Below are 25,841 nucleotides of genomic sequence, written 5' to 3'. Positions count from 1 at the left end.
GCCGGTACCTCCCGCAATCAGAACCGGAACGACGTGCCGACGCCTATGACGCGACCCTGGCCAACTCTGACCGTCTGGACGCTTGCGAAGCTTTGACCCCAGGTCTCGTAGCGTTCATCAAAGATGTTGTTGGCAAAGACGTAGATGCTCCTGTCGTTGTTCTCCCAAGTCAGTCGAGCATTGACGAGGCTGTAGGCATCAAGATCGAAGCTGTTGGCGGGGTTGGCTGCTCTCGCCCCGACATACTGGTAGGTGACACGCCCGACGAAATCGCCCGGCAGTCGGACGCTTTCTGCAGACCAGCGATATTGCAGCCCGAGGTTGCCGGTAAGTTCGGGAACATTGGGAACACGGTTACCGGACGCCGCGCCCGTCAACGTATCCGGCGGCACGTCGACCAGTTCAGCATGGGTATAGCCGATGCCGCCGAAGAGATCGAAACCTGGGGCGACGCGCGCCGTGGCTTCGAGTTCGCCGCCGTAACTGCGATAGTCGAGCGCGGCCACCGTGAACATTGCCTGCGTGCCGTCGAAAACGGCAAGATGCCCGTTAGTGACGTCGTTGAAAAAGACGGAGCCGTTGAGCGTCAGACGCTGGTCCAGCAATTCGGACTTAAAGCCGACCTCATAGGTCCAGCTAGTGGAGGCCGGGAAGGATGTCTCGTCCTTGCCGAGATAGGAGTTGATCGCGACCGCAGGAAATCCGGCCGAGACGTGTCCGTTTGCAACGGAGGCATAGGTCATGAAGCTGTCGGTCCAGTTGTAGCTGAGTGCCGCCCGTCCGGTGAGGGCATTATCGCTGAGCTCCATGCTGTCTGAATGGAAGGAAACGACCCCCGGCAGGCCATCGCCGCTGAACTGGTACGAGGCCTGTTTGTCCTCGTGTGTCGCTCGCAGGCCGAAGGTGGCCTTCAGGCGATCAACGACGGGAACCGTGACCTCTCCGAATGCGGCATAGCTGTTCGTGGTGAAGTCGTTGTCCTGGGTGCCGTTCAGTGAGTAGTAGGTTGGCGTCGCAATATTGGCGTACCGGTCCGTAGACGCCTCCGAGCGATAGAAGTTAGTGCCGGCGGTCCAGGAAATCTCGCTTTCCGGCAGCGACGAAAAACGGACCTCCTGCATGTAGGCTGTCTCGCCGAGATCAATGACGGCAGTGTCGGCGCCGGATCTGTTGAAAAAGGAGGCGGGAAGTCCGGTCAGCGCGGAGAAGACCAGGCCATCGGTCATATCCAGCGTCTGTGTGGAATCGTTGCGCTGGATGCTGGTCAGCGACGTCAGTACAAAATTCTCAAACTCATGCTTGAAGCGGAAATTGAAGCCATAGGTTTCGCTGTCGACATCGGTCTGCGGATCTGTTGCGCTGGTCGGAAAATCCGCCGTGTCGCGCAGCAAAAAGCGCGGGGAGTGCGACTCGTTGCGACCGTAGTTGAACGACAGCAGCGCCTCGGTCGCAGCATCGGGTGCAAACAGCAGGGTTCCCCGCGCCGCGCCGACATCGACCCCGCCGTCCTTGCCGCCGGCAGCGATGTTGGGAATGTCGCCATCGAAGCTTGACCAGCTCAAAGCGAGGCGCCCGGCGACCGTATCGGGAACAATGGTCCCGTTCGCGGTGAGTTGCCCGAACGCGTAGCCGTCGGTTCCGACCTCGGTGTTTATGGAAAGGGAATTCTCGAAGTCTGGCCTGTTCGGCACGATGCTGACGGCGCCACCCTGGGTATTGCGGCCGAACAGCGTTCCCTGCGGTCCGCGCAGAATCTCGACTCGATCGACATCCAGCAGCGTAGGCGGCGTTCCGTACCCCGAGAGCGGCACTTCGTCCATGTAATAGACGACAGAAGTGTCATCGCCCGAAAGCGGCGAGAACGATCCGACGCCTCGGATATTCGCCTGGTTCGAGTTCTGGCCGCCGGAATCGACATAGCTGAAGTTCGGTACGGAACGAGCGATGTCGGCGTTGGTCGTGTTGGGATTGAGCTGAAGGCGATCACTCTTCAGGACCGTTATGCTGTCCGGGATTTTCTGGACGTCTTCTTCCCGCTTGCGGGCGGTAACGATGATTGGCTCAAGGACAGTGGCCGCATCGTCGCCCGCATCCTGCGCACCGACTGGCAGCGGCAATGTTAGAGCAGCCAAGGCAAGGGACAGAAACGACGTCCCACAATGCCTTTTCCGCCGATCGTGAGAAAGATTGGCATGGGTATGCTCGCGCGTGACATCGATAATGGAATTCATAGAAACCTCGTCCTGAGAAACGCGTGGTCTCGCTTCCCTGGCTTGGCTCACTGCTCTGGGTACTTGCGAACGGCTTGCTATATCGCGCTGATCGTGCGATCAGTCAATAGATGTCTCGATCAGTCAGGTTTTCGCAATTATAACTCGGGAAGGAAACCCAACGGAGAATCGCGATGCCGGAATTGAAATCAGTTTTTTCGCAGCCAGATGCGCGCGACCTCATACTGGAGGGCGCCCTGGCTGCCTTCGCGGAACACGGGTTTCATGGTGCAAGCATGCGTGACATCGCAAACCGCGCCGGGGTCTCGCAAAGCCTGGTGCATCACCATTTCGGCAGCAAGGAAGCACTATGGAACTTCGTCGGCGATCGCATCTCGGCTGATTTTCTCGACTATACGGCTAAGGCGATGAACCAGCCGCTCGGCCCTGAGAGCGTCGCCAATGCCCTTCGCACCTACATGGCCTATTGGCGCGATCATCCCGCAATGTTCCGATTCAATCTGTGGCGCCTTCTAGAGGGACCGAGGGCAGAGCGGGAATCGCGGTCGAAGGCTCTCAATGAGCGCGGCGTTCCGCTGTTTCAAAAAGCGCAGGATGCTGGCTTTCTGAGATCAGATATGCCGCCAGGGCTTGCCATGATTGTCGGAGGAAGCCTCGTTCAGTTCTGGCTTCATAGCCAAACCGAGATCCGGGATGCCCTGGCGGTGACGGGTGACGAACTGCCCACGGACGACGAATTCCTGGCCCGGATACTCACCCTGCTGGGCGCGCCGCCACTGAAGAATTTTTCAGACGATGGAGATGCTGAATGACGGTGTCAGAATCTGCCGTACTCGATGCCAGCCGGTTCCCGATCATCTTGGCGGAGAGAAGCAAGGTGGTCGCCAGTGGCATCGAGGCGATGATTGCGGATTTCGAGGCTTTGCTCTCCGATGGACAAGCTTTCGTGCTATCGCTGACGGGGGAACGGGATGCCGAGCTCTCACACGAGGATCAAAAGCGCTGGATGTTGTGGCTCAAGGAAAACCGTGACCGAATGGCCGCATCCTGCCGAGGGGTCGTCTCCGTACTCGACAAGGCCTCGGACGAAGTCCTTCAGCAAAAGCAGGCCGCAGGAATGCAGGCCATGCTGGGCATTCCCGTGAGGCTTGCCGGCAGCGTCGAGGAAGCCGATGCAATCATATCGGCGCTGATAGCTGACCAGCATGAGGTATCGGCCGGACAGCATCAGGACGCGCCGCCCGACGAGCGGGCAGGCTAAGTGGAGCCTTTTCAACAAGTTCGCCGTGCCACATGTTGAAAACCAGGAGCGGGTGCATGGCCGTCATACCCTTACGTCAGCGATGCAGATTGCATGCTCTGCGGTTCGGACCCGTCAAGACAGCGCTTAGTTCGCCTTGCGCCAGGCACGCACGATGGTTCGCAGTGACTTCGATTTGCCTCGCCCAGCAGCAATCCACCGACCCGGGTGAATAAGGCGACCGGCTTGCAATGCAGTGCCTATCTTTTTATCAGACAACGAGCTAGCGCATTGCGGGAGGCAACTTTGGATCTCAGATTTGGCGTAAAAATCTATGACAATGACTGGTTTCTGAGACATCGGCTAACGCCTGAGAAAGCCGCCGATCTGCTCGCGGATTGGGGCGCGACTTACGTCATTGCGCAGAGCAAGTTCTTGCCGATGCCGAACTCGGCCGTGACCAGCAGCGTATCGGACGTCGATCGCGCTGCTTACGAAGCGCTCGACGACGTCGTTTTTCGCGAGCTTCTGAGGGAGCGCGGTATCGCCTATTTCGCCTGCCTCAACATTTGTTTCGACCCGCTGTTCTCACAGACGCATCCGGAGCTCGTCACTATTGATCAGTGGGGCAAACCTGGCCGGCAACAGGACTGGTACGTTGGTCTTCCCCCCGATCGTGAAGAAAACCTTGCGCATAAGATCGGGCTGCTGGAGCGCGGGGTGGCAGCACTCCAGCCCGATGCCGTGCACCTTGGCTTCATTCGCTGGCCGGGGTTCTGGGAAACATGGCTGGACGGAGACGCTCGCAGTGACAAGCCGGAATACTGCTTTTCGAAAGAGACGCTGCAGCGTTTCAACCGCGACACGGGCCGGGATGTTCCGATTGCCGATCCGATCGACGCATCAACGCTCATCCTGTCGCAGCATCGCGATGCCTGGACACGCTGGAAATGCGAGAAGACCGTCAAGGCAATTGCACGCATTCGAGATGCACTGGCCCCGATAAAGCAAGGGCTTCAGTATTCGATCAACACACTGCCGTTCTTCCGTTCGGACTTCGACAATGCGGTTGAAGAGGTATTTGGGCAGGATATGTCGATGCTAGCGAGCGTGGTCGATATTTTCGAGGTCATGGCCTACCACCAGATCCTCGCAAAGTCGGAGCTATGGCCTGCCGAGGTCGCTTCCGACATTATCCGCAGGAGCGGCCAGAAGGCGATATGCACCTTGCAGGGCAGCGCACTCTATCTCGATGGCATGCATGCAGGCAGAGGACGTCGTGCGGAAATCACCGCAGATGAGTTTGCCCGGGCACTTGAAGCCCTCGAATCGTCGGCTGTCGAAGGCGTTTGTGTTTTCACCTTCACCGACCTGCTCGACCTGCGGGGGACAAAGAAGGGGCAAGCGATGCTCGACGCCCTCAAAGCATTCAGGAGCCGCTGACGATCAGCGGCCTTCTCGCGATCTGCTGATCGCGGCAAGTAGCTTCGCACGCGTCATCTTTTCCTTTTTATACCTCGCAGTCACAGCGCCTGCATTCATAACGAGCACAGTATCGCTGAGATCGAGAAGCTCATCGAGATCGTCGGAGATCACGAGCACGCCGGCTCCCTGTTGGGCCGCCAATCGAATCTGCTTGTGCAGCTCGCCTTTGGCGCCAATGTCCACACCGGCCGTTGGTTGATCCAGAATGAGGGCGGCAGGCCTTGAGCCGACCGCCCGCGCCAACAGTACTTTTTGAGCGTTTCCGCCGCTCAGGTTGCCGACGATCTTATTGCGATCCGGCGGCCGGATGACAAAACGTCGGATCATCTCTTCCGCCAGCCGTCGGCGGCTGCCCGGCAGCACGACCCCCGCAACCGACATGAACTTTGCGAGAGCACTGACGGCAATATTGGCTTCGACCGAAGCCCCGAGAGCAAGGCCTGTTGCCTTGCGATCTTCCGGCACGAGGGCAAGACCGTTTCTTGTGGCTTTCTCGGGTGTCAGGCGCCCCATCGGTCGGCCGGCAATACTGATCGAGCCTCGCGAGCGAACATCGCCGATAAGGGCGCGGGCAAGCCGGGTGCGCCCGGATCCGACGAGGCCGGCAAGGCCGACGATCTCACCCTTGCGGATGGTGAAGTCTACCGGTGGGCGTCCATGGATAATCAGACCGGAAGCAGATAACGCTTCTTCATGGGGAGGGTGCTCGGTCGAGGGTGTTGCTGATACGACCTTTTCCGGCATGTCGTGGCCGACCAGAAGATGGGCCAGCGTGTCGACGCTGTAAGTGCTGCCGGGGCCTGACTCGACGACCTTGCCATCGCGCATCAATGTGATGCGGTCAGCCAGCCGGCAGACCTCCTCGAGGAAATGGCTGATATAGACAATGCCGACCTGCCGCTCTGTCGCCATCCGGCGCATCGTCGCAAAAAGCAGCTCGCGTTCCGCTGGCGCCAGGCGTGCCGTCGGCTCGTCCATGACGAGGATGCGGACGTCCTTGGAGCAGGCTCGCACGATTTCGGTGAGTTGTTGCCCGCCGACCCCCAGCGCACGCACCGGCTCATCCATGGGGAGCGATATGCCAAGACTTGCTGCCTCTGCGGCCGATCGTTCGCGCATCTTCTTGTGTGCAATGGTCCCGCGCAGCGATCCTTTCGGCTCGCGTCCGAGCGCGATGTTTTCTGCGACTGTCAACTCGGGAACGAGTGAGAAGTCCTGGTAGATGATTGCAACGCCTCGCTCCAGCGCATCTTTGGGGCTACGCAGATGGACATCCTCGCCAAAAAGCAAAATGTCGCCTTCGTAATCGGCATAATTGCCGCCAAGGACTTTCATCAAAGTGCTCTTGCCGGCGCCGTTGTGGCCGACAAGAGCGTGAATCTCGCCGGGTTTTAGCGAGAAGTCGACACCGCGAAGTACTTGAACACCCGAAAATGCCTTGCGGATGTTCCGCATTTCCAGAAGCATCGACTTACCGTTCGACATCAGCCGCCCCAGGCAGCCTTGAACTGCTCGACATTTTCCTTGGTGATGATCGGCAGATCCAGGAAATGATTGGGCGTTGGGATCTGGTCAGCCTTGCCGGCGAAGAACAGCACCGCATCGTCGATCGCCGTCGTGCCTTGCGGGGCAGGATCCTGGTTTACTGTTCCATAGACCGTGCCCTTGATGATGGCATTCCGCACGTCGGCCGGGTAGTCGCCCATGACGAACTTGACATCCGTGCGTCCATTTTCCGCGGCAAAGTTGGCTCCGTTGACGCCCTCAGGACCCTGATCGACGATGGCTGCGATGGCGCCCGGCTGATACTTGCTCAGATAATCCTGCGTGATCGCCAGAGCCTTCGAGTTGTCCCAGTCGGCTGCCTGTTTTTCGACGATCTCGATACCGGGATATTTCTTCAATGTATCCAACAGTCCCGCTTCGCGGTCGAGTTGGGCAGAGGTGCCGAGCTTGCCGAGAATGTAGGCGATCTTTGCCTTCTCGCCGACGGCCTTGACCACCAGTTCACCCTGACGTTGACCGAAGGCGAAGTCGTCGACGCCGACATAGGTGAGGACCTTGGCGCCGGTGCTGACGTCTGCCTTGGTGTTGACCGCCATGACCGGGATGTTGGCGGCGCTGGCCTGCCGGATTACCGGAACAATACCCTTCGGATCGCTCGGCGCGATCATGATCATGTCGACCTGCTGCGCGATGAACTGCTGGACGATCGAGATCTGCGTCGCCAGATCACCGTTGCCGCTTTGGATGTCGAGCTTGATGCCGTTCTTTTCAGCAGTCTCCTTGGCCATTTTGATCAGATTCGAATAGAACGGCACGGAAGTGTTCCAGATCATGAATCCGACCCGCTTTCCCTCCTGGGCGCGTGTCAATCCTGTGGTGGCGAGCACGGCAATGGCCGACGCTCCAACGAGCACGTGTCGGCGAGAGATGTCTTTCATTGCATTTCCTCCTCTAGGGTTTCAGCGCATTTCGCGCTGCTTGCGGTGATAGCTGTCGAGGCCGACGGCCACGAGAATGACGGCACCGGTCACGGCCGGCTGCCAGAAAGGCGAGACGCCCAGCAGGTTGAGAGCATTGGCGATGATGCCGAGAAGAAGGGTGCCGAGCACGGCACTCCAGACCTGGCCAACCCCGCCGGAAAGCGGTACGCCCCCGACGACAACGGCTGCGATCGCGGTCAAAGGCCAGTCCGTGGCGCTCGCAGGCTGGCCGATATTGGTCTGCCCCAGAAGGACGATCCCTGCGACGGCCGCAAACAGCGCACCCAATGCGTAGGTAACGAGCAGAACGCGGTCGACGTTGATGCCGGCAAGCCGGGCTGCCTGCTTGTTGCCGCCGACGATGTAGATGTAGTGACCGAGCGTCGTGAAGCGGAGAATGGCCCAGGTAATCAATGCCACGACCGCGAAGATGATGGTCGGGATGGGCACCGGTCCGATGCGGCCAAGGCCAAGGACGGTGAAGGCTTCGGGGACGCCGTAGACCGGTTGCGCCGCCGTCCCGACGAAGAGGAAGCCCGTGACAAGAACCTGGGTGGCAAGCGTCGTCACGAAAGGACTAATACCGATCTTGGCGATGAAGAAGCCATTGGCCAATCCGACGAGAAGGCCGAGTGCGAGCGCCGTAAGAACGCCAAGGGGGATCGAATATTGAACGATGACGGCGGCAGCGACGACAGAGGACATGGCGCCGACCGCTCCCACCGAAAGATCGAAGCCGCCCGTGACGATCATCAGCAGCATGCCGCAGGCGACGATGCCGATGATCGAGTTGCGCTGCAGCACGTTGGCGAAGTTTGCCCAGGTGGCGAAATAGGGAATCGTCAGACTGAAAATGATGAGCAGCAGCACGAATATGATCGGCAGCGCGTAGCCGGACAGCGCCGACCAGCGCAATCGCGAGCCATTGCCCTGGCCTTGGCGGACCTCTGTCGGGGTTGTTGTCATTATTCCTGATCTCCAAAAAGCTGGGCGACGGTCGCTGCCTGGCGATGCTTCTCGCCCGCAAACAAGAGGGTGCCGATAAGCTCTGCCTGTTCGCCGAGAGCAGCCGGTACGACCCTGACGTTCTCGGTGGCTCGAGCGATCGAGAAGCGCCGCATCGAGTCCTTGAGCGGCGCAAGCAGGCTTTCGCCTGCCCGCATCAATTCACCGCCGACGATGACGATATCCGGGTTGAAATAACTGCACAGGGCTCCGACAGAGCGGCCCGCAAGGGCTCCTGCGTCCGCCACGATCCGGTTGGCGCCAACATCGCCGGCCACGGCCTGCCTCAACATTTCATCGGAAGTTATATTTCCATGGGAGGCACTCAGGGCCTTTGCCAACGCGTTGACGGAGATCTTTGCCTCCAGACAACCGCGGCTGCCGCAGCGGCAAACGTCACCATGCTCATCGACGACTACGTGACCCAGTTCACCTGCGATGCCGCTCGCGCCGCGAAAGACCTGACCGTTGATGACGATACCGAGACCGACGCCCACGGACAACAGAACGTAGAGAGCGACACTGGCTTGCCGCGCGGCGCCATAAACGCTTTCCGCGAGTGCCCCGAGGTTGGCGTCGTTGTCCATATAAACCGGCAAGCGAAGCCGTTTCGACAACCCTCCGGGGACATCCGTGCCGACCCAGCGGGCGAGGATGGAGCCTGCGTGAAGACGGCCTGTGGCAGCATCGACCGGACCTGGGACACCTATCCCGACGGCGTTGATCTCCGAGCGATCAATTCCGGCGGCAGATACGATCCGATCGACCTTTTCTGCCGCAAAGTCCAGCGCGGCCTCGGCCGGCATGTCGATGTCGAAATCACCGGAGATTTGTTCGATTATGCGGTAGTTGGCATCAGAGACGGCGGCTTTGATGAAGATGCGGCCGAAATCGATCCCAACGTAATAGCCTTTGGGATTGGTGAGTGCGACTCTTGTCCCTGGTCTTCCCGCCGATTTCGACGCTTCGCCGTCGCTTTCGATTTCCTCGACCAAGCCGTCGGCGATCAAAGATGCAACGAGCAGAGACGCCGTCGAGCGAGAGGTGCCGATACGGCGCGCAAGTTCGGCGCGCGATTGCGGCCCGCTCGTCGCCAGCACGTCCAGTGCGCTTGTCCTCAGGCGTGTCTGAGATGATGCCATGCCCATGAAGTCCCCTCCGGTGCCATTCGTTTGACATGAAGAACTTGATATGTCAAATCCAGTACATAACATTTTAAATGTTTGTCTTAAATCGAACAAATTCGAGGCGCAATGGCCAACATCAAGAGGATTAGTGCAGCCGTCGTGCTTGCCGGGGGGGAATTGGATGCCATCGAAAACGGCGCTGTCCTCGTCGAAGCAGGATCCATCATTGCCGTCGGCAAGAACGCGGACATTCCCGTACCTGAGGGATGCGACGCCATCGATTTGACGAACGCGACGCTTATGCCGGGCATGATCGACTGTCATATCCATACGTTTGGAGTCGACAGTACCCGCCTCCACACCCTGGCAACCGAACGAGAAGCCTATCGCGCCGCCCGTTCATTGAGCGAATTGCGCGAGATGCTGCAGGCAGGCTTTACCGCCGCGCGATGCCTTGGCTCGAACATTGGCCCGCAAGTTCGCCGGGCGATTGACGAAGGATTGGCCGACGGGCCGACCTTGAAGGTGGCGGGAGGGTTCATTTCGTCCACATCGGGTACCTGGGACACGAACGGAACGCCGCTTGCGGCAGCCCGTCTTAGCGGAGAACTTGCTGATGGGGTTGATGGCGTAAGACGAGCGGTGCGAGAGCGGGTTCGCGATGGAGCCGACTTCATCAAGCTCGGGCTCTCCAAGGGCGGCGTTCATGACCGATATCACGCCTGGGGGGATGATCCTCTGAGCCAGATTCCCGCTTACGGGCTGGATGAGGTCAAAGCCGCTGTCGAGGAGGCGCATCGCAATGGCCTGAAAGTAAGCGCACATGCCATCGGTGAAGCTGCGGTTGTTCTTGCGCTGGACGGCGGGATCGACATCATCGAACATGGTTATGGCATCACGCCAGAAACGCGGACCAGGCTGGTCGAAGCTCGCAAGATTGTTGTCACAACCCTCTCGCAGGTCCACTTCCATCGTCGCGCTTACGACAGCTTCCACTATCCCGATTGGGAGCGGACAGTCTATGAACGGCACTGGCAAGTCATGCTGCATGATTTGCGGCTTGGGCTGAAGGCCGGTGTTCGCTTCGCGCTCGGCACGGATTTGATTGGTGCCCCGACACATCCGCTGCGGGAGGCCGCCATGGAATTCGCGCTCGCGGTCGACGCCGGGATGAGCCACAAGCAGGCGCTTCAGGCAGGTACGAGTGTTGCTGCCGAAGCTCTCGGTATTGCGGAGGAGACCGGATCCATCGAGAGGGGAAAACGTGCGGATTTGATTGCGGTGACCGACAACCCGCTGACACGCATAAAGAGCTTGGAAGCGCCGGTATTCGTGATGAAGGCAGGCCGTCGAATTTTCTAAGACTGCCGACAATCTCCCAAGCCGGATCGGCAACCGCTCATTGACTCTGGGCCAGTTCCGATCGCCGGCCCGGCATCGCCACCACAGTCGCCGTCAAGTTGACACCGCTGCCGACGCAACGCGAAACGGCGTTGCTCGCCGTCGGCTCATTGGAAGATGCCGTGGCACTCTATCGGCTTGCACGCCGAGAATGTTGCGATCTGATGTCGGCTTTTGAATTCATGCCGCCGGCAGCCTTCACCTTGGCGCGGGAAGCCATGCCGGATCTCGTCGTGCCGCTTTCAGCCGAGCATCCGGCCTATGTTCTGCTGGAGATCTCCGGCTCCGGCCTGGTCGATATTCCGGAGCTGATGCAGAGGTTTCTCGAACTCGGTCTTGAACGCGAACTCGTCATGGACGGCGTCATCGCCGCTTCCGAAGCGCAGACAAGAACGCTCTGGCATTTCCGGGAAGGCACGGTCGAGGGGCAGGCCAAACGCGGACGGCATCTGCGGACCGACGTATCCGTCTCGCTTTCGGACCTCGCAGCCTTCGTAAGCGAGGCCGAAGCACAACTGGCTTCCCTCATGCCCGACTGCCTGGCGATCGCTTATGCCATGGGCTGCAGTCTGCGCAAGCTCACGAGCTGGCCGCGCTCAAGGGGGGTGATCGATACGGAAAACAGGAATGAATCCCGGCATGCTCTTCCGACCGTGAGTGCCGGTCAGATCGGCTGCATCTTTCGCATATCGCTCAGCTGCCGTTTCATCTGGCTGATGCGGGCGCGCTCGCTCTCGGGCCGCCGCATGGCAACACTCGTCGACAGGATGTCGATGACGACCAGCGCGGCGATGCGGGAGATGGTCGGCGTATACATGTTGGTGTTTTCAAGAGTCTCGACGATCAACGCGACATCACAGTAATGCGTCAGCGGCGATTCCGATCCGGTGAGACAGATGACGACTGCGCCGTTATCACTGGCGATGCGGGCGATCTCGATGATCGACCGTGTCGTGCCCGTGTTTGAAATAACGAAGGCGACGTCGCCCGGCTTCATCATCGAAGCCACCATCAGCTGCTGATGCGAATCCAGTTCGGCACCGCAGGGAACGCCGAAAAGAGGAAACTTCTGCTGGGCGTCACGTGCAACGATGCCGGAGGCGCCAAATCCGAAGAAGACAATCGAACGGGCGGCCGACAGGACGTCGATCGCCTTGTTCAGCGCAGCCTTGTCGAGCTTGGAACGCGCCCAATCGAGGCTCGTCATCGTATAGTCGAAGATCTTCTCGGCAATGACTTCCGGACCGTCGGTATCGAGCAATACGGAATGCGTTGCAGGCGTGCCGAAGGCGAGGCTCTGGGCAAGCCGTATCTTGAAGTCCTGGAAGCCGCTGCAACCGATCGCCGCCGTGAAACGCAACACGGTCGGCTGGCTGACCTCAGCAAGAGCAGCGGTCTCGCCAACCGTCGCATTCAAGATGCGGCGCGGATCCTCCAGCACGACATCGGCCACCTTGCGATCAGATTTGCGCAATTCTGGGCGCATCGTCCTGATGATCTCGATGATGTTCCGGCCGCTGTTGGTCCGGATGTCGCTATCCATGCGGATCGCCTTTCCTGCATTGTTTAGAGCGGGATGCCGAAAAGTGTGCGCGGTTTTCGAGTGACATCCCGCTCTTACTTTTTGATTGAGAGGCGGATTCAGATTTCAGATCGATTCGACCTGAAATCATCCGGCTCTTGCACAAAGGCTAAGAGTTTCGTTCTGCCAGAGCAAGACCGCGTCCATGCAGCAGTTCAAGGTGTTACAGCGACCTTTGTGCGTCTCATAAGAGGCACGGCTCTGTATTGAGCACATCATGCGCCACGCCAGGAAAACGCAACATTGGTCCTGGCGCGATGAAGATGCACGTCTTTCACCGAAGCGACTGCGGCATCAATGGTCTGCGGACTTTCGGTATTAAAGTCGAAGAGCCCATAATGGTGGGCGACCACGTCCGTGACGCCGACACCGCGCGCGATCTCGATCGCCTCCTCGAGGGAGAAGTTTCCAGGCACGCCGTGACCGGAGAGCTCGGGGCGCCTGCCGTTGACGGGCAGCAGTGCGATGTCTGGCATAAACGCGCTGACCTCGCTCTCCAGACCGGGGAAAGGGACGCAATCGCCCGAGTGCCAGATACGCACGGATCCGGCATCGATGACGTAGCCGAGAAAGCGATGATTGCCTTCGGCGTCGGTTTCGAGAGTTTCATGCGCGGCCCTTGTCGGGATGATCGACAGGTCGGGCAGGGGGAAAAGTTTCTCTCCGGCCCGCGCAAGCACAAGGTGCTCCTCCGCCGTGATGGATCGATCAACAGCTTGCTGGCGCGTCGCGCGGGGTACCACCAATTTCGCCGACGGATTGGCTCGGAGCAACGGTGGCAACGTGCCTGGATCCATATGATCCGTATGCGCATGCGTGCAAAGCACGAGGTCGACGAAAGGAACACACTCCGCGAGGATGGGCGGCGGCATCATACGGATATGCGGACGCGGCGTGCCTGCATATTTTTCGGCGAGCGTATTGGACAGATAGGGGTCGATGACGAGTCGGTATCCGCCGATATCGACAACGAAGCCTGCCTGGCCCAGCCAAAAGATCCGAAGGCCGCCTTCAGGGCGCCTGTTCAAGCACTCGTTAAGGGGACCTTCGAACGGATTCTCTTGAAGCTCGCCGCGCATGGTCTGCCTCACGATTTCAGTGCCGCAAGCAGGTTGTTGGCGGCGATCCGCGTCGCGCGATCGACGCTTTCAGCGGTGAAGCCACCGATATGGCTGGTTGCGATGACGCGGCGATGAGCCGCGAGATCGAGAGAGGCCGGCGGCTCCTGTTCGAACACGTCGGTCGCATAGCAGCCGATATGGCCGGCATCGAGAGCCTCTATCAGCGCGTCCTCATCCACCAGCCGGGCGCGTGCGGTGTTGATGAGAACCTGACCTTCTTTGCTTGCGAGGATCCGTCGCCGATCCAGGAAAGTCGAACCGTCGCGCGGCAGCGGGCAATGCAGCGACAGGATGTCGGATTCTGCAATGATGGCGTCGACGTCCGCATAGGCAAAGGCTTGCGAGGGGAGGTCGAGATTTGGCCGGACAGGATCGAATGCGACCACGCGCGCGCCAAGCGCAATGACCATGCGCGCAACCTCGCGGCCGATCGCCCCGCAACCGACGATGCCGACCGTCCGGCCATGGATTTCCGAACCACGCAGCCGCGGCCAGCCACCGGATTTGATGCCGGCATCGGAATGCGGGATCGATCGCAAGGCGCTGAAGATCAGGCCGATGGTCAGTTCGGCAACGCCCATCGAATTGGCGCCTTCGGCGATCATCACCTTGACGCCGCGCTTGTTGAGTACGTCCAACGGCAGATTGTCGATGCCGACGCCGTTGCGGCTGATGACCCTCAACTTCTCCGCTGCTTCGATGATCTTCGGCGTCACGGGCTCCACGCCGGCCAGCCAGCCGACGCAGCCGGGCACAAGATCGATCAGCTCCTGCTCGCTCGGCATGGCGCCGGCGGTCGAATAGACGATCTCGAAGCCGCTCTCTCTCATGCGTTCGACATCAGGATGAGGCTCGGCCGTCAGCGAGCGCGGTGTGACCAGAATGCGCTGGTTCATCCTTATCTCCCTGCCGCCTTGAGCGCGATCTCCGAAATCCGATCAAACGACGGCCCGGCCGTCGGGATGACGACATCGAACACCTCGGCGATCACCTGCGTCCATCCGTGGATGAAATAGGTCCAGCCGTCTTCGATCTGCAGCGACTTTGCGCCCTGCTGCCGCCGGGCTTGATCCAGAAAGATCAGGTCGCCTCGATAGTTCAGATCCCAGGCGACGGAACGCACCGGGAATATCGCGGCATCAGTAAGCGGCGAACCCGGCGCGTCCTTGCCGAGACCCGTGGCATTGATGACGAGCGAGCCGGGTTTCAGCGTCTTGAGAACCGCATCATTGTCTTCGGGCCTTTCAGCCAGGAGATATTCCACCGGGACGCTGCTTTCGATCTGCTGGTGAATGCGCCTGATCTCGTCCAGCCGATGCTCGCTGCGGTTTGTCACGACGATCCGGGCCGGCACGTTGTTGCCGCGGCTTTTGCGCATCAGATGCCAGGTCAACGCGATCGTCGAGCCTCCGGCACCCATCGAGAAGAGATCCGAATCGTTCTTTTCATAGTAGTCTTCACCGAGGAATCCATCGATCGACAGACCTGAAGATATCGGATCCTTCGCATGGCAGACGAGCTTGCCATTGCGCTTGGAAATGCAGCTCGTTTCGTCCATCAACAGGGCGTGAGGATCGATCACGTCGAAGAGGTCCCGGCAGGCATGGAAGAGATCGATCTTGTGGGTGGTGACCAGCGCCCCCATCGACAGCGGGTCGTCGCGGATGAATTCGACGGCCTTCCGGTATGCGGAAGGATCATCGTGCAGCTTGAAGTCGATCCCCTTGATGACCGCATTCTTCAGGCCGAGATACTCGGCCCAGGCGGGGAAGACCTTCATGATCGAACTCTTGCCGGTCGTGACGCCGATGAAATAGAGGGTCGGGCTCGTTGCTGGTTCGTAGGTGCTCACGCGCGCTTCTCCAGGGCTTCCTCGGCGACCTTCACGGCTGCTGCCGCATTCCTTGCGATCGCTGCGAAACGTCCTTCCCGAATATCTTCGGTCTTGGCGATCCAGGTGCCGCCGACGGCAATGACCTGCTTTAGCGCCAGCCATTCACCGATCGTTGCCTCGGTCACGCCACCGGTCGGAATGAAGCGGATACCGAGATGGGCAAAGGGGGCGGAAATGCCTGACAGAGCCTTCGGGCCGCCGGCGACGCCGGCCGGAAAGAATTTTGCAAGCCGCACACCACGGGCAGCCGCCAAGGTCAGATCGGAGGGCGTCATGATGCCTGGGCAGAACGGCAGGCCGGCGGCTTTCGCGGCATCGACGATCTCCGGGTCAAAACCCGGCGCCAGCCCGAAACGCGCACCGGCGTCGATCGCTTTCTTAAGATTGGAGGTGTCGAGCACGGTGCCGGCGCCTATGCAGAGCTCCGGACGGGCGTCCCGCATGGCCGCGAGCACATCTGCCGCAGCCTCCGTACGGAACGTGATTTCGGCAACTGGCAATCCGCCTTCGAGAAGTGCATCGGCAAGCGCGACCGCATCCGAAGCACGCTCGATGGCGATGACCGGGACGACGCCGAGACCGGCAATCAGGTCGATTGGGTTCTTCATGGTCAAAATTTCTCCAATATGGCGGGACCACGTCAGGCGTAGGTCTTCATCAGGGTGCGGGCAGTTTCGGCGCTGCGCGGCATGTAGGCGGAGTTTTCGAAGAGCTGCCAGCCGCCGCCGTCTCTGGCCATGACACGGTGGCGCATGCCGTTCGATGTTTCGATGATCCCGTAATCCTGGCCGCTATCGGATGGGTAGGCGAAGACCATGACCAGGTCCTCGTCTCCGATGTTGATCGACCGGTGGATCCAGAAGGGCGGCACATAGCAAATGGTCTGCGGCTTTATCTCGACGATGCGGGTCTCGCCTTCCGGCGATTCGAGCTGCATCAGCCCGTGGCCTTTCTGGCCGAAATAGATCTCCGGACGGTCTGCCTTGGCGTGAATGTGGCCACGCGTCAGGAAGTACTCATCACCGACGCGGCCGGGATTCATGCGCGTGACGCCGTAGATCAGGTCGCCGCTATGTGTGCCCGGACGATAGTCTTCCACGTCGTAGACGACGATGTCGCCGACCTTTTTCAGCAGAGCCCGATACGCCTCCGCGTCAGCGTAGAGTCCATTGAGATCGCTCAGGCGCTTCTCATAGCGGCCCGTATTTCCGCTCATTCCGCCGCCGACCGGATCGACGATACTCGAGACTGGTTCCCGCATCATGATGCATCCTCCATTTGGTAGTAAAATTACATAAATAGATCACATTGCACGTGCAAGCGAAATTTTTGGGCAATATTCCCATCGAAATTACGAGAAACGCCTAAAAAATATGTTGACGCCAAAAAAGTGCGTAATTACGCTACATATCAGCCAATGGAACTGGCTCGCGCCTGGTGCGCCCACTCGGAGGAGAAAAGATATGAAAAAGACCGTAATGAAGCTGGCCCTCGGCGCGGCTGCATCGCTGCTGGCAATGTCGGCTGCCGAGGCTGCCGATTGCAAGATCGGCGTTTCCATGAAGACGCTCGACGCGCCCTATTTCGCCGCACAGGAAGTCTCCGCCAAGAAGCACGCCGAAGAACTCGGCTGCGAAGTCATCTCCGTCGATGGCCAGAACGATCTGAACAAGCAGGTCGCCGATGTGGAAGACATGGTCGCGCAGGGCATCGGCGCGCTGATCATCAATCCGCGCGACAGCAAGGGTCTCGTCCCGGCCGTCAACGCTGCGACGGCAGCCGGCGTCAAGGTCTTCGTCATCGACTCGACGATCGATCCGCAAGCCAACTTCGTCACTCTCGTGCAGTCCTCGAACTCCCAGAACGGCCTGCTCGTCGGCCAGTGGCTAGCCGACAACACCAAGGGCAAGGACCTGAAGATCGCGCTGATCTCCGGCGACAAGGGCAATGAAGTCGGCCAGGAGCGTCGCCTCGGCGTGCTCGCCGGCCTGACGGAAGGACAGCTGCGCAACGAAGGGCGAGCCCATTTTGAAGTCGTCGGCCAGGGCTGGGGCGGCTGGACCAACGAGGGCGGCCTCAAGGCGATGGAAGACCTTCTGACGGCCAACCCTGATGTCAACGTCGTGCTCGGCGAGAACGACTCGATGGTTCTCGGCGCGCAGAAGGCCATGGAGCAGGCAAACCACCTGGATGGCGTGCTCTTCCTGGCAGCTGCGGACGGACAGAAGGAAGCGCTTCAGTCCATCAAGGACGGCAAATATGGCGCAACGGGCCTGAACGATCCGGCGCTTGTGGCCGCCACCGCCGTCGATCTTGCCAAGAAGGCCCTCGACGGCAACCTGCCTGCCGACATCTCCAAGATCACCTATACGACGCCGACGGCGATCACCAAGGACAATGTCGACAAGTATCTCAAGAAGGACGCGGTATTCTAAGACCAGATCTTCCCTGTGGCCGGTGCGGCGTCCGCCGCGCCGGTCCACCCATTCGAAGACCTTTGGTGCCGACGCCGGGCATGCGTTTGATGTTCATGGAGCGATTGGCATCGGATCACGACCTGTAGAATGTGACGCTATGGAAACTGTTGTTGAGCTGACCGGGATCCGAAAGACCTTCGGCGGTGTTCGCGCCTTGCAAGGCGTGGATTTTGCGCTTCGCGCCGGTGAAGTTCATGCGCTCCTGGGTGAAAACGGTGCAGGCAAGTCGACGCTCATGCGCGTGCTTGGCGGCGAATACATCCCGGAGGCGGGGACCGTGAAGGTTGGCGGCGCGGAACAGCAGTTTCGCGGACCGATGGATGCTCTCGACAAGGGCATCGCGATCATCCATCAGGAAATGGCGCTGGCGACCGATCTGACGGTCGCGGAAAATATCTTCCTCGCCGAAATCCCTTCCGTTATTTCCTGGCGCGATCTCAATCAGCGCGCTGCCGATCTCATTTCCAGCCTCGGCTTTTCGATATCGCCGTCCGCCACGGTTTCGGATCTCTCCGTTGCCCATCAGCAGGTCGTGGAAATTGCCAAAGCGCTTTCCCGCAATGCCGGTGTCATGGTCTTCGATGAGCCGACTGCGGTGCTGTCCGTCCGCGACGCCGAGCGCCTGCTTGGCATCATTCGCACCCTGCGCGCCCGCGGCGTGGGTATTATCTATATTTCGCATCGTCTCGACGAGGTGTTTCGGATCGCCGATCGGATCACGGTGATGAAGGATGGGGCCTCCGTTGCGACGGTCGATCGCAAGGATGTCGAAATCGATGACGTGATCCGGATGATGGTTGGCCGCTCGCTGAGGGCGCTTTTCGGTGAGGACGTCGAACGCAAGCGCGGTGAGGAGGTGTTGCGCGTCGAAAGCCTTTCCGATGGCGCACGCATTCGCGATGTTTCGCTGAGCGTGCGGGCAGGCGAGATTGTAGGCCTCGGAGGGCTTGTCGGCGCCGGGCGGACGGAGCTGGTGCGAATGATATTCGGGGCGGAACGGGCGACGTCCGGACGGATATTCCTGCGCGGCAAGGAAGTCCGCATCAACAGTCCGCGCGATGCCGTCAAGGCCGGCATCGGCCTTGTGCCCGAAAGCCGGAAAGAACAGGGTCTCGTTCTGGATTTCCCGATCCGTGTCAATGCCACCATGTCGAAGCTGGCGCCGCTCGTGAATGCCTTCGGTTTTGTCCGCCGCTCTGCCGAAATGAAAACCGTCGAGAAACTGGCATCACGTTTGCGGATCAAGGCGGATAGCCTCAACGATCCGACATCCAGTCTGTCGGGCGGCAACCAGCAAAAGGTCGTGCTTGCCAAATGGTTTCACGCCGATGGCGATCTCCTGATCTTCGATGAACCCACCCGCGGGGTGGACGTCGGTGCCAAGACTGAAATCTATTCCCTCATCAAGTCGCTTGCGGCCGAGGGTCGGGCAATCCTTGTCATATCGTCCGAACATATCGAGCTCTTCGGACTCTGCGACCGCATCCTTGTGATGCGGGAGGGGGAACTGACCGGATCGCTCGATCCCGAAAATTATACAGAAGAGAAACTGCTGAAGCTGGCGATGGTCAACACCGTCACGCAGGCCGAAGCCATCGCGACCAGTAATTGATTGGGTAAAGCCGTGACCGAACTTACTGAAACCGCCCACCGCCCGCATTCGCTGAACATCAGCAACATCCTGCATCGCTATGGAACGATTGCCATTTTGATCGCGCTCCTCATCGTTGCGAGCTCGATGTCGGATGTCTTCCTGACGCAGCGCAACATCATAAACGTGCTGCGCCAGAGCGCCGGCACGAGCCTGATGGCGATCGGCATGCTGTTCGTGATCCTGACGCGTGGCATCGACCTTTCCGTCGGCTCCGTTGCCGCGCTCGGCAGCGTGCTTTCGGCCATCATCATCCAGGATTACGGCACCGGTGCTTCGGTCGGTGGCGCGCTGCTGGCAGGGGCGGCATGCGGCCTGGTATCGGGCGTCCTTGTCGCCTTCCTGAAACTGCCGCCATTCGTCACGACCCTTGCCATGATGACGGTTGCCCGCGGCCTCTCGCTCATTGTCTCGGCCGGACAGCCTATCCAGATGGGCGATGCCGGTGCACTCATCACGACTTTCGGCTCGGGTTCGATCGCGACCATTCCTTATCCTGTCGTTCTGATGGCAATGGTCTTCGTCGTCGCCGGCATCGTGCTTGTCTTCACGCGCTTCGGCCGTCTCGTGAAGGCGATCGGTTCAAATGTCGAGGCGGTGCGGCTATCCGGCATTCCGGTCGCTTACTACACGACATCCGTCTACGTCATTTCCGGTGTTCTGGCCGCTGCCGCCGGCATCGTATCGACGAGCCGCACCGGCATTGGTTCAGCCAATATCGGCGTCGGCTCCGAGCTCGACGCGATCGCGGCTGTCGTGATCGGCGGTGCAAGCCTGATGGGCGGACGCGGCGGCGTCTTCAATACGTTCGTCGGTGTGATTGTGCTCGGCATCATCGCGAATATGATGAACCTTGCCCGCGTGCCCGGCTATCACCAGCAGGTTTTCATGGGCTGCATCATCATCGGTGCAATGCTTCTGCAATACGCCTCCAACTGGTTCCGCAAATAGCATTGCGCCCTCGCCGGGAATGAAAGCCATGCATCAAGATCTCTTTCTCGCCATCGACGTCGGCACGGGCAGCGTACGCGCAGCCCTCATCGATACCAAAGGCAAGATCCTCGGCGTCTGCAGTCGTGAGCACGAGCAGATCGTCCCGCAGTTCGGGTGGTCCGAACAGCGCCCGCAGGACTGGTGGCAGGGTGTTGCAAGTGCCGTCCGTGACGTTCTGGGCAAGGTGTCCGGTGCGCGGGCGAGGATTGCAGCAGTTGCAGCCTGTGGCCAGATGCATGGCACCGTGCTCGTGGGCGATGGCGGTGAATTGGTAAGGGAGACCGCGCCGCTCTGGAATGACAAGCGGACCGTTGACTACGTCACCGCCTTCGAGACTGCGCATGCGCCGGCAAGCTATCTGGCCGATTGCGCCAATCCGCCGACCCCGGCCTGGCCGGGGTTCAAGCTGCAGTGGCTGCGCGACAACGACCCGATCGCCTATAGCCGGACCGCGGCAGTCCTCATGCCGAAGGACTACATCAATCTCAGGCTGACGGGTGAAATCGCCATGGATCGCAATGATGGCGGCGCAAGCTTCCTCATGGATCCCAAGACGGGCGAGTGGTCGCAGAAGATGCTCGCACTGCTTGGCCTTGATGGCGGCAAGCTCGCGCCGCTTCGCAATCCGGTCGAGGTCTTAGGGCGTGTAACCGCCGCGGCAGCGGTGGAGACCAATCTTCTGGAAGGCACGCCGGTTCTGGTCGGTGGCGCCGATTATCCCGTGGCCCTTCTCGGCTCGGGCGTCTGCCGACCCGGCATCGGTTCGGAGGTCATGGGCACTTCGGCGATCATTACTGCGATCGCCCGCCAGCCCCTTCTGGATCCTTCGGTCTGCAACGTCGGTACAGTGGAAGGCAACTGGGGCGCCTTCATGCTTCTGGAATCGGGTGGCGACGCGATGCGCTGGGCGCGCCGTGCCTTTCACGAAAAGCAGTTTTCCTACGAGGATATCGTCGCAAAGGCGGCCGAGGCGCCGTCGGGTTCGGAACGATTGTTCTTCATGCCATATCTGACCGGCGAGCGCCTCGGTGACCACCGCAACGCGCGGGCGCAGTATTTCGGGATCGGTGCGGCCCATGGTCTCGCGCACATGCACCGCGCGGTTCTCGAGGGCGTCGCCTTCGCCGTCAAGCGTCACATCAATATACTTGACCGCATTTCCGGGGCGCCTCTGCAGCGCATTATCGCATCCGGCGGCGGTGCCAAGACCAGGCTTTGGATGAAGATCAAGGCGAGCGTCTACGATCTTCCGATCCTCGTGCCCGCGGAGCCGGAATGCGGACTCGTCGGCTGCGCCATTATGGCGGCAACGGCGACCGGCGGTTTCCGGACCGTGGAGGAAGGCGCCGATGCCTTTGTCTCTTACGACGAGGAAATTCTCCCCGATCCGCGCTGGGCCGAGATCTACAGACCGATGCAGGGCTTCTTCGAAAAGCTCTACGAGCACAGTCAGTCGCTCTACGACGACCTCGACGGATTGCCGCAATGACCAGGTGCGCTGTACTTTTCGACATGGATGGCGCGCTCGTCGACAGCGAGCGCATGCATTACGACGCCATGACTGCGGTCCCTGCCGCCACGGGTTACTCGATCCCGGATGGTCTCGCCGAAACGATTACGGGCTTGAGCGGGGAGGACTGCCATGCCCTCCTGCAGCGCCTCGTCGGATTCGCACCGTCATTCGACGACTATATCCGGGCGAAATATCGGACCTATCTGGAGACGGCTCCGTTGCTGCGGATGCGTCAGGGCGCGGAAGCAGCCCTTGCCTTGCTACGTGACAGCGGCACGCCCTTTGCCATCGTGTCGAATTCCGACCGGATACTCGTCGAGGCCAATCTTCGGGCGGTCGGCCTTGCGCGGCCGGGACTGATTTCGGTCAGCTGCAATGATGTCCGCAACGGCAAGCCGGATCCGGAGCCCTATCTTCGCGCCGCTTATCTGCTTGGCATCGAGCCGGCGGCCTGCATCGTGGTGGAAGACAGCATTCCGGGCGCCATCGCCGGTCATGCCGCAGGAATGACGGTAATCGGCTGGCCGGAGCCCCATCGCGGCGATCTGGTCTTTCCCGAGGGCACAATCATCGCTGCGCCCCATGATCTGAGAGCCTCTCTTTCCAAGTGCCTGGGGGGCAAGCTCGATATTCCAACCCTTGAGGATGCGCTTCATGTATCTCGATAAATTCAGGCTGACAGACAAAATCGCGGTGGTCACCGGCGCCGGGCGGGGCATCGGCCTTGCCGCTGCGGAAGCATTGGCGGAGGCTGGCGCCACGGTCGTGCTGACCGACATGAACCCCGATCTTCTGAAGACCGCAACGGAAGCGCTGGTGGCGAAAGGCTACAAGGTCGACAGCGAGGCGCTCGACGTGACGGACGTCAGGACAGTCCAAGCGGTTCATGACGCGATCATCGCGCGGCACGGCCGGGTGGACGTCCTCGTCAACAATGCCGGCATCGCGATCAGCAACCACCCGGCGGAGACCATGGCCGACGAGGTCTGGAACAAAGTCATCGACGTAAACCTGAACGGCGTCTTCTGGTGCTGCCGCGCCTTCGGCAAATCCATGCTGGAGCGCGGCGCCGGCAGCATCGTCAACGTCGGATCGATGTCAGGTTTCATCGTCAACCGACCGCAGGAGCAGGCGAATTACAACGCATCGAAGGCGGCCGTGCACCACCTGACGAAGTCGCTTGCTGCGGAATGGGGTGCACGCGGTGTTCGCGTCAACTCCGTCGCCCCGACTTACATCGACACCGAAATGAACAAATACGTCTATGAAGATGCGGAGATGTACCGGCACTGGGTCGGCGGCACGCCGATGAACCGTCTTGGCCGCACCGATGAAGTCGCCTCCGTCATCCTGTTTCTAGCAAGCGAAGCGTCGAGCCTCATGACGGGATCGATCGTTCTGGCGGACGGAGGCTATGTATGCTGGTAGAAGGCGCTGAGGCCGGCATCATCCGCGGCGCCCGGTTTCCGGGTCGCTATATCCAGGGTGCAGGTGCGATTGAACGCCTTGGAATTGAAGCAGGCAGATTTGGCCGGCGTGCCATCGCCCTGATCGATCGCGGGATTTTCGAGCTGGTCGAAAAAGACGTGGCAGCAGCACTTTCCGGCCATGTCGAGGCACAACTCATCTGCCACGGCGGCGAATGCTCGGAGAGCCAGATAGCCGTGCTCGCTTTAGCGGCCCGGAATTCAGATGCGCAGGTCATTATCGGTGTCGGCGGTGGCAAAGCGCTGGATACGACCAAGGCTGCCGCACGTGACCTCGATCTTCCGGTCATTGTCTTTCCGACCATTGCCGCCTCCGATGCACCCTGCAGCGCGCTGGCGGTGGTCTATAACGAAGACGGGACGGTTGCTTACGACATGTTCCTTCCCAGCAATCCTGACCTCGTACTCGTCGACACCGCATTGATCGCCAGGGCGCCGGCCCGCTTTCTGGCCGCGGGCATCGGCGATGCGCTGGCGACGTGGTATGAGGCCGACGCCTGCCGCCGGAGCGGTGCCCATAACTGCATGAAGATGCCCGGTGTCGGTCTCGCCCTCGAGGTCGCGCGCTTCTGCCGCGACACGATCTTCGAACATGGTCCGGCAGCGCTAGCCGAATGCGACAGGAAGGAGGCCGGCCCCGCGCTTGAGCGCGTTGTCGAAGCCAATATCCTTCTTTCGGGCATCGGCTTCGAATCCGGCGGGGTGGCTGCCGCTCATGCGATTCATCACGGACTTTGCGAACTCGAGGACGTCCATCACCATCTGCACGGCGAAAAGGTAGCGATCGGCGTGCTTGCCGGACTGAAGATCCAGGGCCGGGAGGATGAATACCGGCGTGTTCGCGAGTTCTGCCTTCAGGTCCGGCTGCCGACGCGCCTGGCCGACATCGGCATCACGGACCCATCCGATGAAAAGCTTGCGATCGTCGCGCGGCGAGCCTGCCGACCGGGCGAAATCATCCACAACGAACCGATGGCGGTCAGCGAAGAGATGGTGGTGGGCGCGTTGAGGGCGCTCATCTAGACAATTCCAGGAAAAATGTGAAGCGGTTTTCCGTTCGGAATTGCGAAGAAACAAAGCTTACAACGGTTCTGCGATTCCATGAAAAGCTGAACCGCTCCAGCACGGAGATAACGGGAGGGAACGACATGGACGGTGTAGCTGCATTTGCACCCAATTTTCTGGCGGGCAAGACGGTTGTCGTATCTGGCGGAACGAGCGGCATCGGGCTTACTGTGGCAGAAGGTTTTGCGACCGCGGGCGCGACCGTCATCGCGACGGGAAGTTCTGAGGGGCGCCTTGAGACTGCGCGGGCTCAGGCCGCCGGATCTGTGCGGTTCGAGAAGCTGGACGTCCGCAATCGCGGTGCGGTCGAGCGTTTCTTTGCTGCGTTTCAAAGGTTGGACGTGCTCGTCAATTGCCAGGGTATTGCGCGTCCCGATGCGGAATGGCACGAAGACGTCTTTCTCGACGTCATGGATGTCAACCTCAACGGCGCCATGCGGCTTTCTCGTGCCGCCTTTCCGTTATTGAAGCGCAGCGGCGGAAGCATCGTCAATTTTGCGTCAATGCTGAGCTACTTGGCCGACGAGAGCGTGCCCTCGTATACTGCCAGCAAGACCGGTATTGTCGGATTGACCCGGGCGATGGCCCACAAGTACGGTCGTGACGGCGTCCGCGTAAATGCAGTCGCACCTGGTTATCACAGGACGGACATGACGAAGCCTCTTTGGTCTGTCCCTGAGAGCGAGCAAAAGATTGCCGAGCGTTCTGCCTTGAAGCGCTGGGGGACGACTGATGATCTTTTAGGACCGATCCTGTTCCTTTGTTCGCCGGCGGCGGCATTCGTAACCGGCGTCACCTTGCCCGTTGATGGCGGATACCATGTCGGTTGAGCAGGATTGGTCCGTGAGCCGGGTGAGGCATGCTGCGGTGCAGCCTTTCGCACGTTCTGGAATTTGGCAACCGTTTGAAATGCACGAAGGTGCCTGAGATTCGATGCCACAACTGTTTCCACGCTCTCCAAAGCATGCATCAGTCACCGACGATATTACGCAGTACCGTTTTTAGCTAATTTCGTTTGAATGGAAGATCCAGGTCCGTATTGCCGCCATGGAACGGATGATGCGCTTGCGTTCTCGACCGCTC

General features: G+C 60.1%; 23 protein-coding genes and 1 pseudogene. 13 read left to right on the top strand and 11 right to left on the bottom strand.

Annotated elements, in window-relative coordinates:
- Positions 1-17: 17 nt before the first annotated feature.
- Positions 18-2,231: a TonB-dependent receptor gene (locus AAE029_RS08265; RefSeq protein WP_371072347.1), complete on the bottom strand. Its 2,214-nt coding sequence runs from the start codon at positions 2,229-2,231 to the stop codon at positions 18-20.
- A gap of 173 nt (positions 2,232-2,404) precedes the next feature.
- Between AAE029_RS08265 and AAE029_RS08260 the strand changes: the two genes are divergently transcribed.
- The 3 genes from AAE029_RS08260 (at position 2,405) to AAE029_RS08250 (ending at position 4,914) form a co-directional block, all read left to right on the top strand.
- Positions 2,405-3,043: a TetR/AcrR family transcriptional regulator gene (locus AAE029_RS08260; RefSeq protein WP_371072346.1), complete on the top strand. Its 639-nt coding sequence runs from the start codon at positions 2,405-2,407 to the stop codon at positions 3,041-3,043.
- Positions 3,040-3,492 carry a hypothetical protein gene (locus AAE029_RS08255; RefSeq protein ID WP_371072345.1) on the top strand — a complete coding sequence of 151 codons (453 nt, stop codon included), beginning with the start codon at positions 3,040-3,042 and terminating at the stop codon, positions 3,490-3,492. The genes AAE029_RS08260 and AAE029_RS08255 overlap by 4 nt, the downstream gene beginning before the upstream one ends.
- Positions 3,493-3,777: 285 nt before the next feature.
- On the top strand, positions 3,778-4,914 hold the full coding sequence (locus tag AAE029_RS08250) for a hypothetical protein (protein WP_371072344.1): 1,137 nt from the start codon (positions 3,778-3,780) through the stop codon (positions 4,912-4,914).
- Positions 4,915-4,917: 3 nt separating this feature from the next.
- On the opposite strand, the gene AAE029_RS08245 is transcribed toward AAE029_RS08250, so the two are convergent.
- The 4 genes from AAE029_RS08245 to AAE029_RS08230 are packed head-to-tail and all read right to left on the bottom strand — an operon-like array spanning position 4,918 to position 9,595.
- Complete coding sequence (locus AAE029_RS08245) at positions 4,918-6,441, bottom strand: sugar ABC transporter ATP-binding protein (protein WP_371072343.1); 1,524 nt, start codon at positions 6,439-6,441, stop codon at positions 4,918-4,920.
- Entirely contained in the window at positions 6,441-7,400 is a 960-nt protein-coding gene (locus AAE029_RS08240; protein WP_371072342.1) for a sugar ABC transporter substrate-binding protein, read from the bottom strand. The genes AAE029_RS08245 and AAE029_RS08240 overlap by 1 nt, the downstream gene beginning before the upstream one ends.
- A gap of 21 nt (positions 7,401-7,421) precedes the next feature.
- Positions 7,422-8,408 carry an ABC transporter permease gene (locus AAE029_RS08235; protein ID WP_371072341.1) on the bottom strand — a complete coding sequence of 329 codons (987 nt, stop codon included), beginning with the start codon at positions 8,406-8,408 and terminating at the stop codon, positions 7,422-7,424.
- Positions 8,408-9,595, bottom strand: a complete 1,188-nt coding sequence (locus tag AAE029_RS08230) for an ROK family transcriptional regulator (RefSeq protein ID WP_371072340.1) — start codon at positions 9,593-9,595, stop codon at positions 8,408-8,410. The genes AAE029_RS08235 and AAE029_RS08230 overlap by 1 nt, the downstream gene beginning before the upstream one ends.
- 105 nt (positions 9,596-9,700) lie before the next feature.
- On the opposite strand from AAE029_RS08230, the gene AAE029_RS08225 reads away from it, so the two are divergent.
- On the top strand, positions 9,701-10,936 hold the full coding sequence (locus tag AAE029_RS08225) for an amidohydrolase family protein (RefSeq protein WP_371072339.1): 1,236 nt from the start codon (positions 9,701-9,703) through the stop codon (positions 10,934-10,936).
- Positions 10,937-11,007: 71 nt separating this feature from the next.
- Positions 11,008-11,529, top strand: a pseudogene (locus AAE029_RS08220) (FAD-binding oxidoreductase); the annotation flags it as partial.
- 110 nt (positions 11,530-11,639) lie between these two features.
- On the opposite strand, the gene AAE029_RS08215 reads toward AAE029_RS08220, so the two are convergent.
- From AAE029_RS08215 to AAE029_RS08190, 6 genes are all read right to left on the bottom strand, one after another.
- The gene (locus AAE029_RS08215) at positions 11,640-12,518 is read right to left on the bottom strand and encodes an SIS domain-containing protein (RefSeq protein WP_371072338.1); all 879 of its coding nucleotides are present in this window, start codon (positions 12,516-12,518) and stop codon (positions 11,640-11,642) included.
- A gap of 254 nt (positions 12,519-12,772) precedes the next feature.
- Entirely contained in the window at positions 12,773-13,585 is an 813-nt protein-coding gene (locus tag AAE029_RS08210; protein ID WP_371072337.1) for an MBL fold metallo-hydrolase, read from the bottom strand.
- 59 nt (positions 13,586-13,644) lie between these two features.
- Positions 13,645-14,574 (bottom strand): phosphoglycerate dehydrogenase, encoded by a 930-nt coding sequence (locus tag AAE029_RS08205; protein ID WP_371072336.1) that lies wholly within the window; start codon positions 14,572-14,574, stop codon positions 13,645-13,647.
- 2 nt (positions 14,575-14,576) lie between these two features.
- Positions 14,577-15,530, bottom strand: coding sequence for a shikimate dehydrogenase (locus tag AAE029_RS08200; protein WP_371072335.1), 954 nt, complete (start codon positions 15,528-15,530; stop codon positions 14,577-14,579).
- The gene (gene eda, locus AAE029_RS08195; protein WP_371072334.1) at positions 15,527-16,180 is read right to left on the bottom strand and encodes a bifunctional 4-hydroxy-2-oxoglutarate aldolase/2-dehydro-3-deoxy-phosphogluconate aldolase; all 654 of its coding nucleotides are present in this window, start codon (positions 16,178-16,180) and stop codon (positions 15,527-15,529) included. The genes AAE029_RS08200 and eda overlap by 4 nt, the downstream gene beginning before the upstream one ends.
- A gap of 32 nt (positions 16,181-16,212) precedes the next feature.
- Positions 16,213-16,836: a glucose-6-phosphate isomerase gene (locus AAE029_RS08190; protein WP_371072333.1), complete on the bottom strand. Its 624-nt coding sequence runs from the start codon at positions 16,834-16,836 to the stop codon at positions 16,213-16,215.
- 199 nt (positions 16,837-17,035) lie between these two features.
- Here AAE029_RS08190 and AAE029_RS08185 point away from each other — a divergent pair, with 199 nt between their 5' ends.
- From AAE029_RS08185 to AAE029_RS08150, 8 genes are all read left to right on the top strand, one after another.
- Complete coding sequence (locus AAE029_RS08185) at positions 17,036-18,007, top strand: substrate-binding domain-containing protein (protein ID WP_371072332.1); 972 nt, start codon at positions 17,036-17,038, stop codon at positions 18,005-18,007.
- A gap of 139 nt (positions 18,008-18,146) precedes the next feature.
- The gene (locus AAE029_RS08180) at positions 18,147-19,661 is read left to right on the top strand and encodes a sugar ABC transporter ATP-binding protein (RefSeq protein WP_371072331.1); all 1,515 of its coding nucleotides are present in this window, start codon (positions 18,147-18,149) and stop codon (positions 19,659-19,661) included.
- 12 nt (positions 19,662-19,673) lie between these two features.
- A complete protein-coding gene (locus tag AAE029_RS08175; RefSeq protein WP_371072330.1) occupies positions 19,674-20,651 on the top strand; it encodes an ABC transporter permease in 978 nt (325 codons plus the stop codon).
- A 28-nt stretch (positions 20,652-20,679) separates the two neighbouring features.
- The gene (locus AAE029_RS08170) at positions 20,680-22,182 is read left to right on the top strand and encodes an FGGY-family carbohydrate kinase (RefSeq protein ID WP_371072329.1); all 1,503 of its coding nucleotides are present in this window, start codon (positions 20,680-20,682) and stop codon (positions 22,180-22,182) included.
- Entirely contained in the window at positions 22,179-22,874 is a 696-nt protein-coding gene (locus AAE029_RS08165) for an HAD family hydrolase (RefSeq protein ID WP_371072328.1), read from the top strand. The genes AAE029_RS08170 and AAE029_RS08165 overlap by 4 nt, the downstream gene beginning before the upstream one ends.
- Positions 22,861-23,634, top strand: coding sequence for an SDR family NAD(P)-dependent oxidoreductase (locus AAE029_RS08160; RefSeq protein WP_371072327.1), 774 nt, complete (start codon positions 22,861-22,863; stop codon positions 23,632-23,634). The genes AAE029_RS08165 and AAE029_RS08160 overlap by 14 nt, the downstream gene beginning before the upstream one ends.
- Positions 23,625-24,716: a glycerol dehydrogenase gene (locus AAE029_RS08155; protein ID WP_371072326.1), complete on the top strand. Its 1,092-nt coding sequence runs from the start codon at positions 23,625-23,627 to the stop codon at positions 24,714-24,716. The genes AAE029_RS08160 and AAE029_RS08155 overlap by 10 nt, the downstream gene beginning before the upstream one ends.
- 125 nt (positions 24,717-24,841) lie before the next feature.
- On the top strand, positions 24,842-25,588 hold the full coding sequence (locus AAE029_RS08150; RefSeq protein ID WP_371072325.1) for an SDR family NAD(P)-dependent oxidoreductase: 747 nt from the start codon (positions 24,842-24,844) through the stop codon (positions 25,586-25,588).
- The last annotated feature ends 253 nt before the right edge of the window (positions 25,589-25,841 follow it).

Origin of the sequence: Sinorhizobium sp. CB7 (assembly GCF_041357635.1) — a bacterium.
GTDB lineage: Bacteria > Pseudomonadota > Alphaproteobacteria > Rhizobiales > Rhizobiaceae > Rhizobium.
Note: the sequence above shows the minus strand (reverse complement) of the source record. Positions and strands in the feature narration are given on the sequence as shown.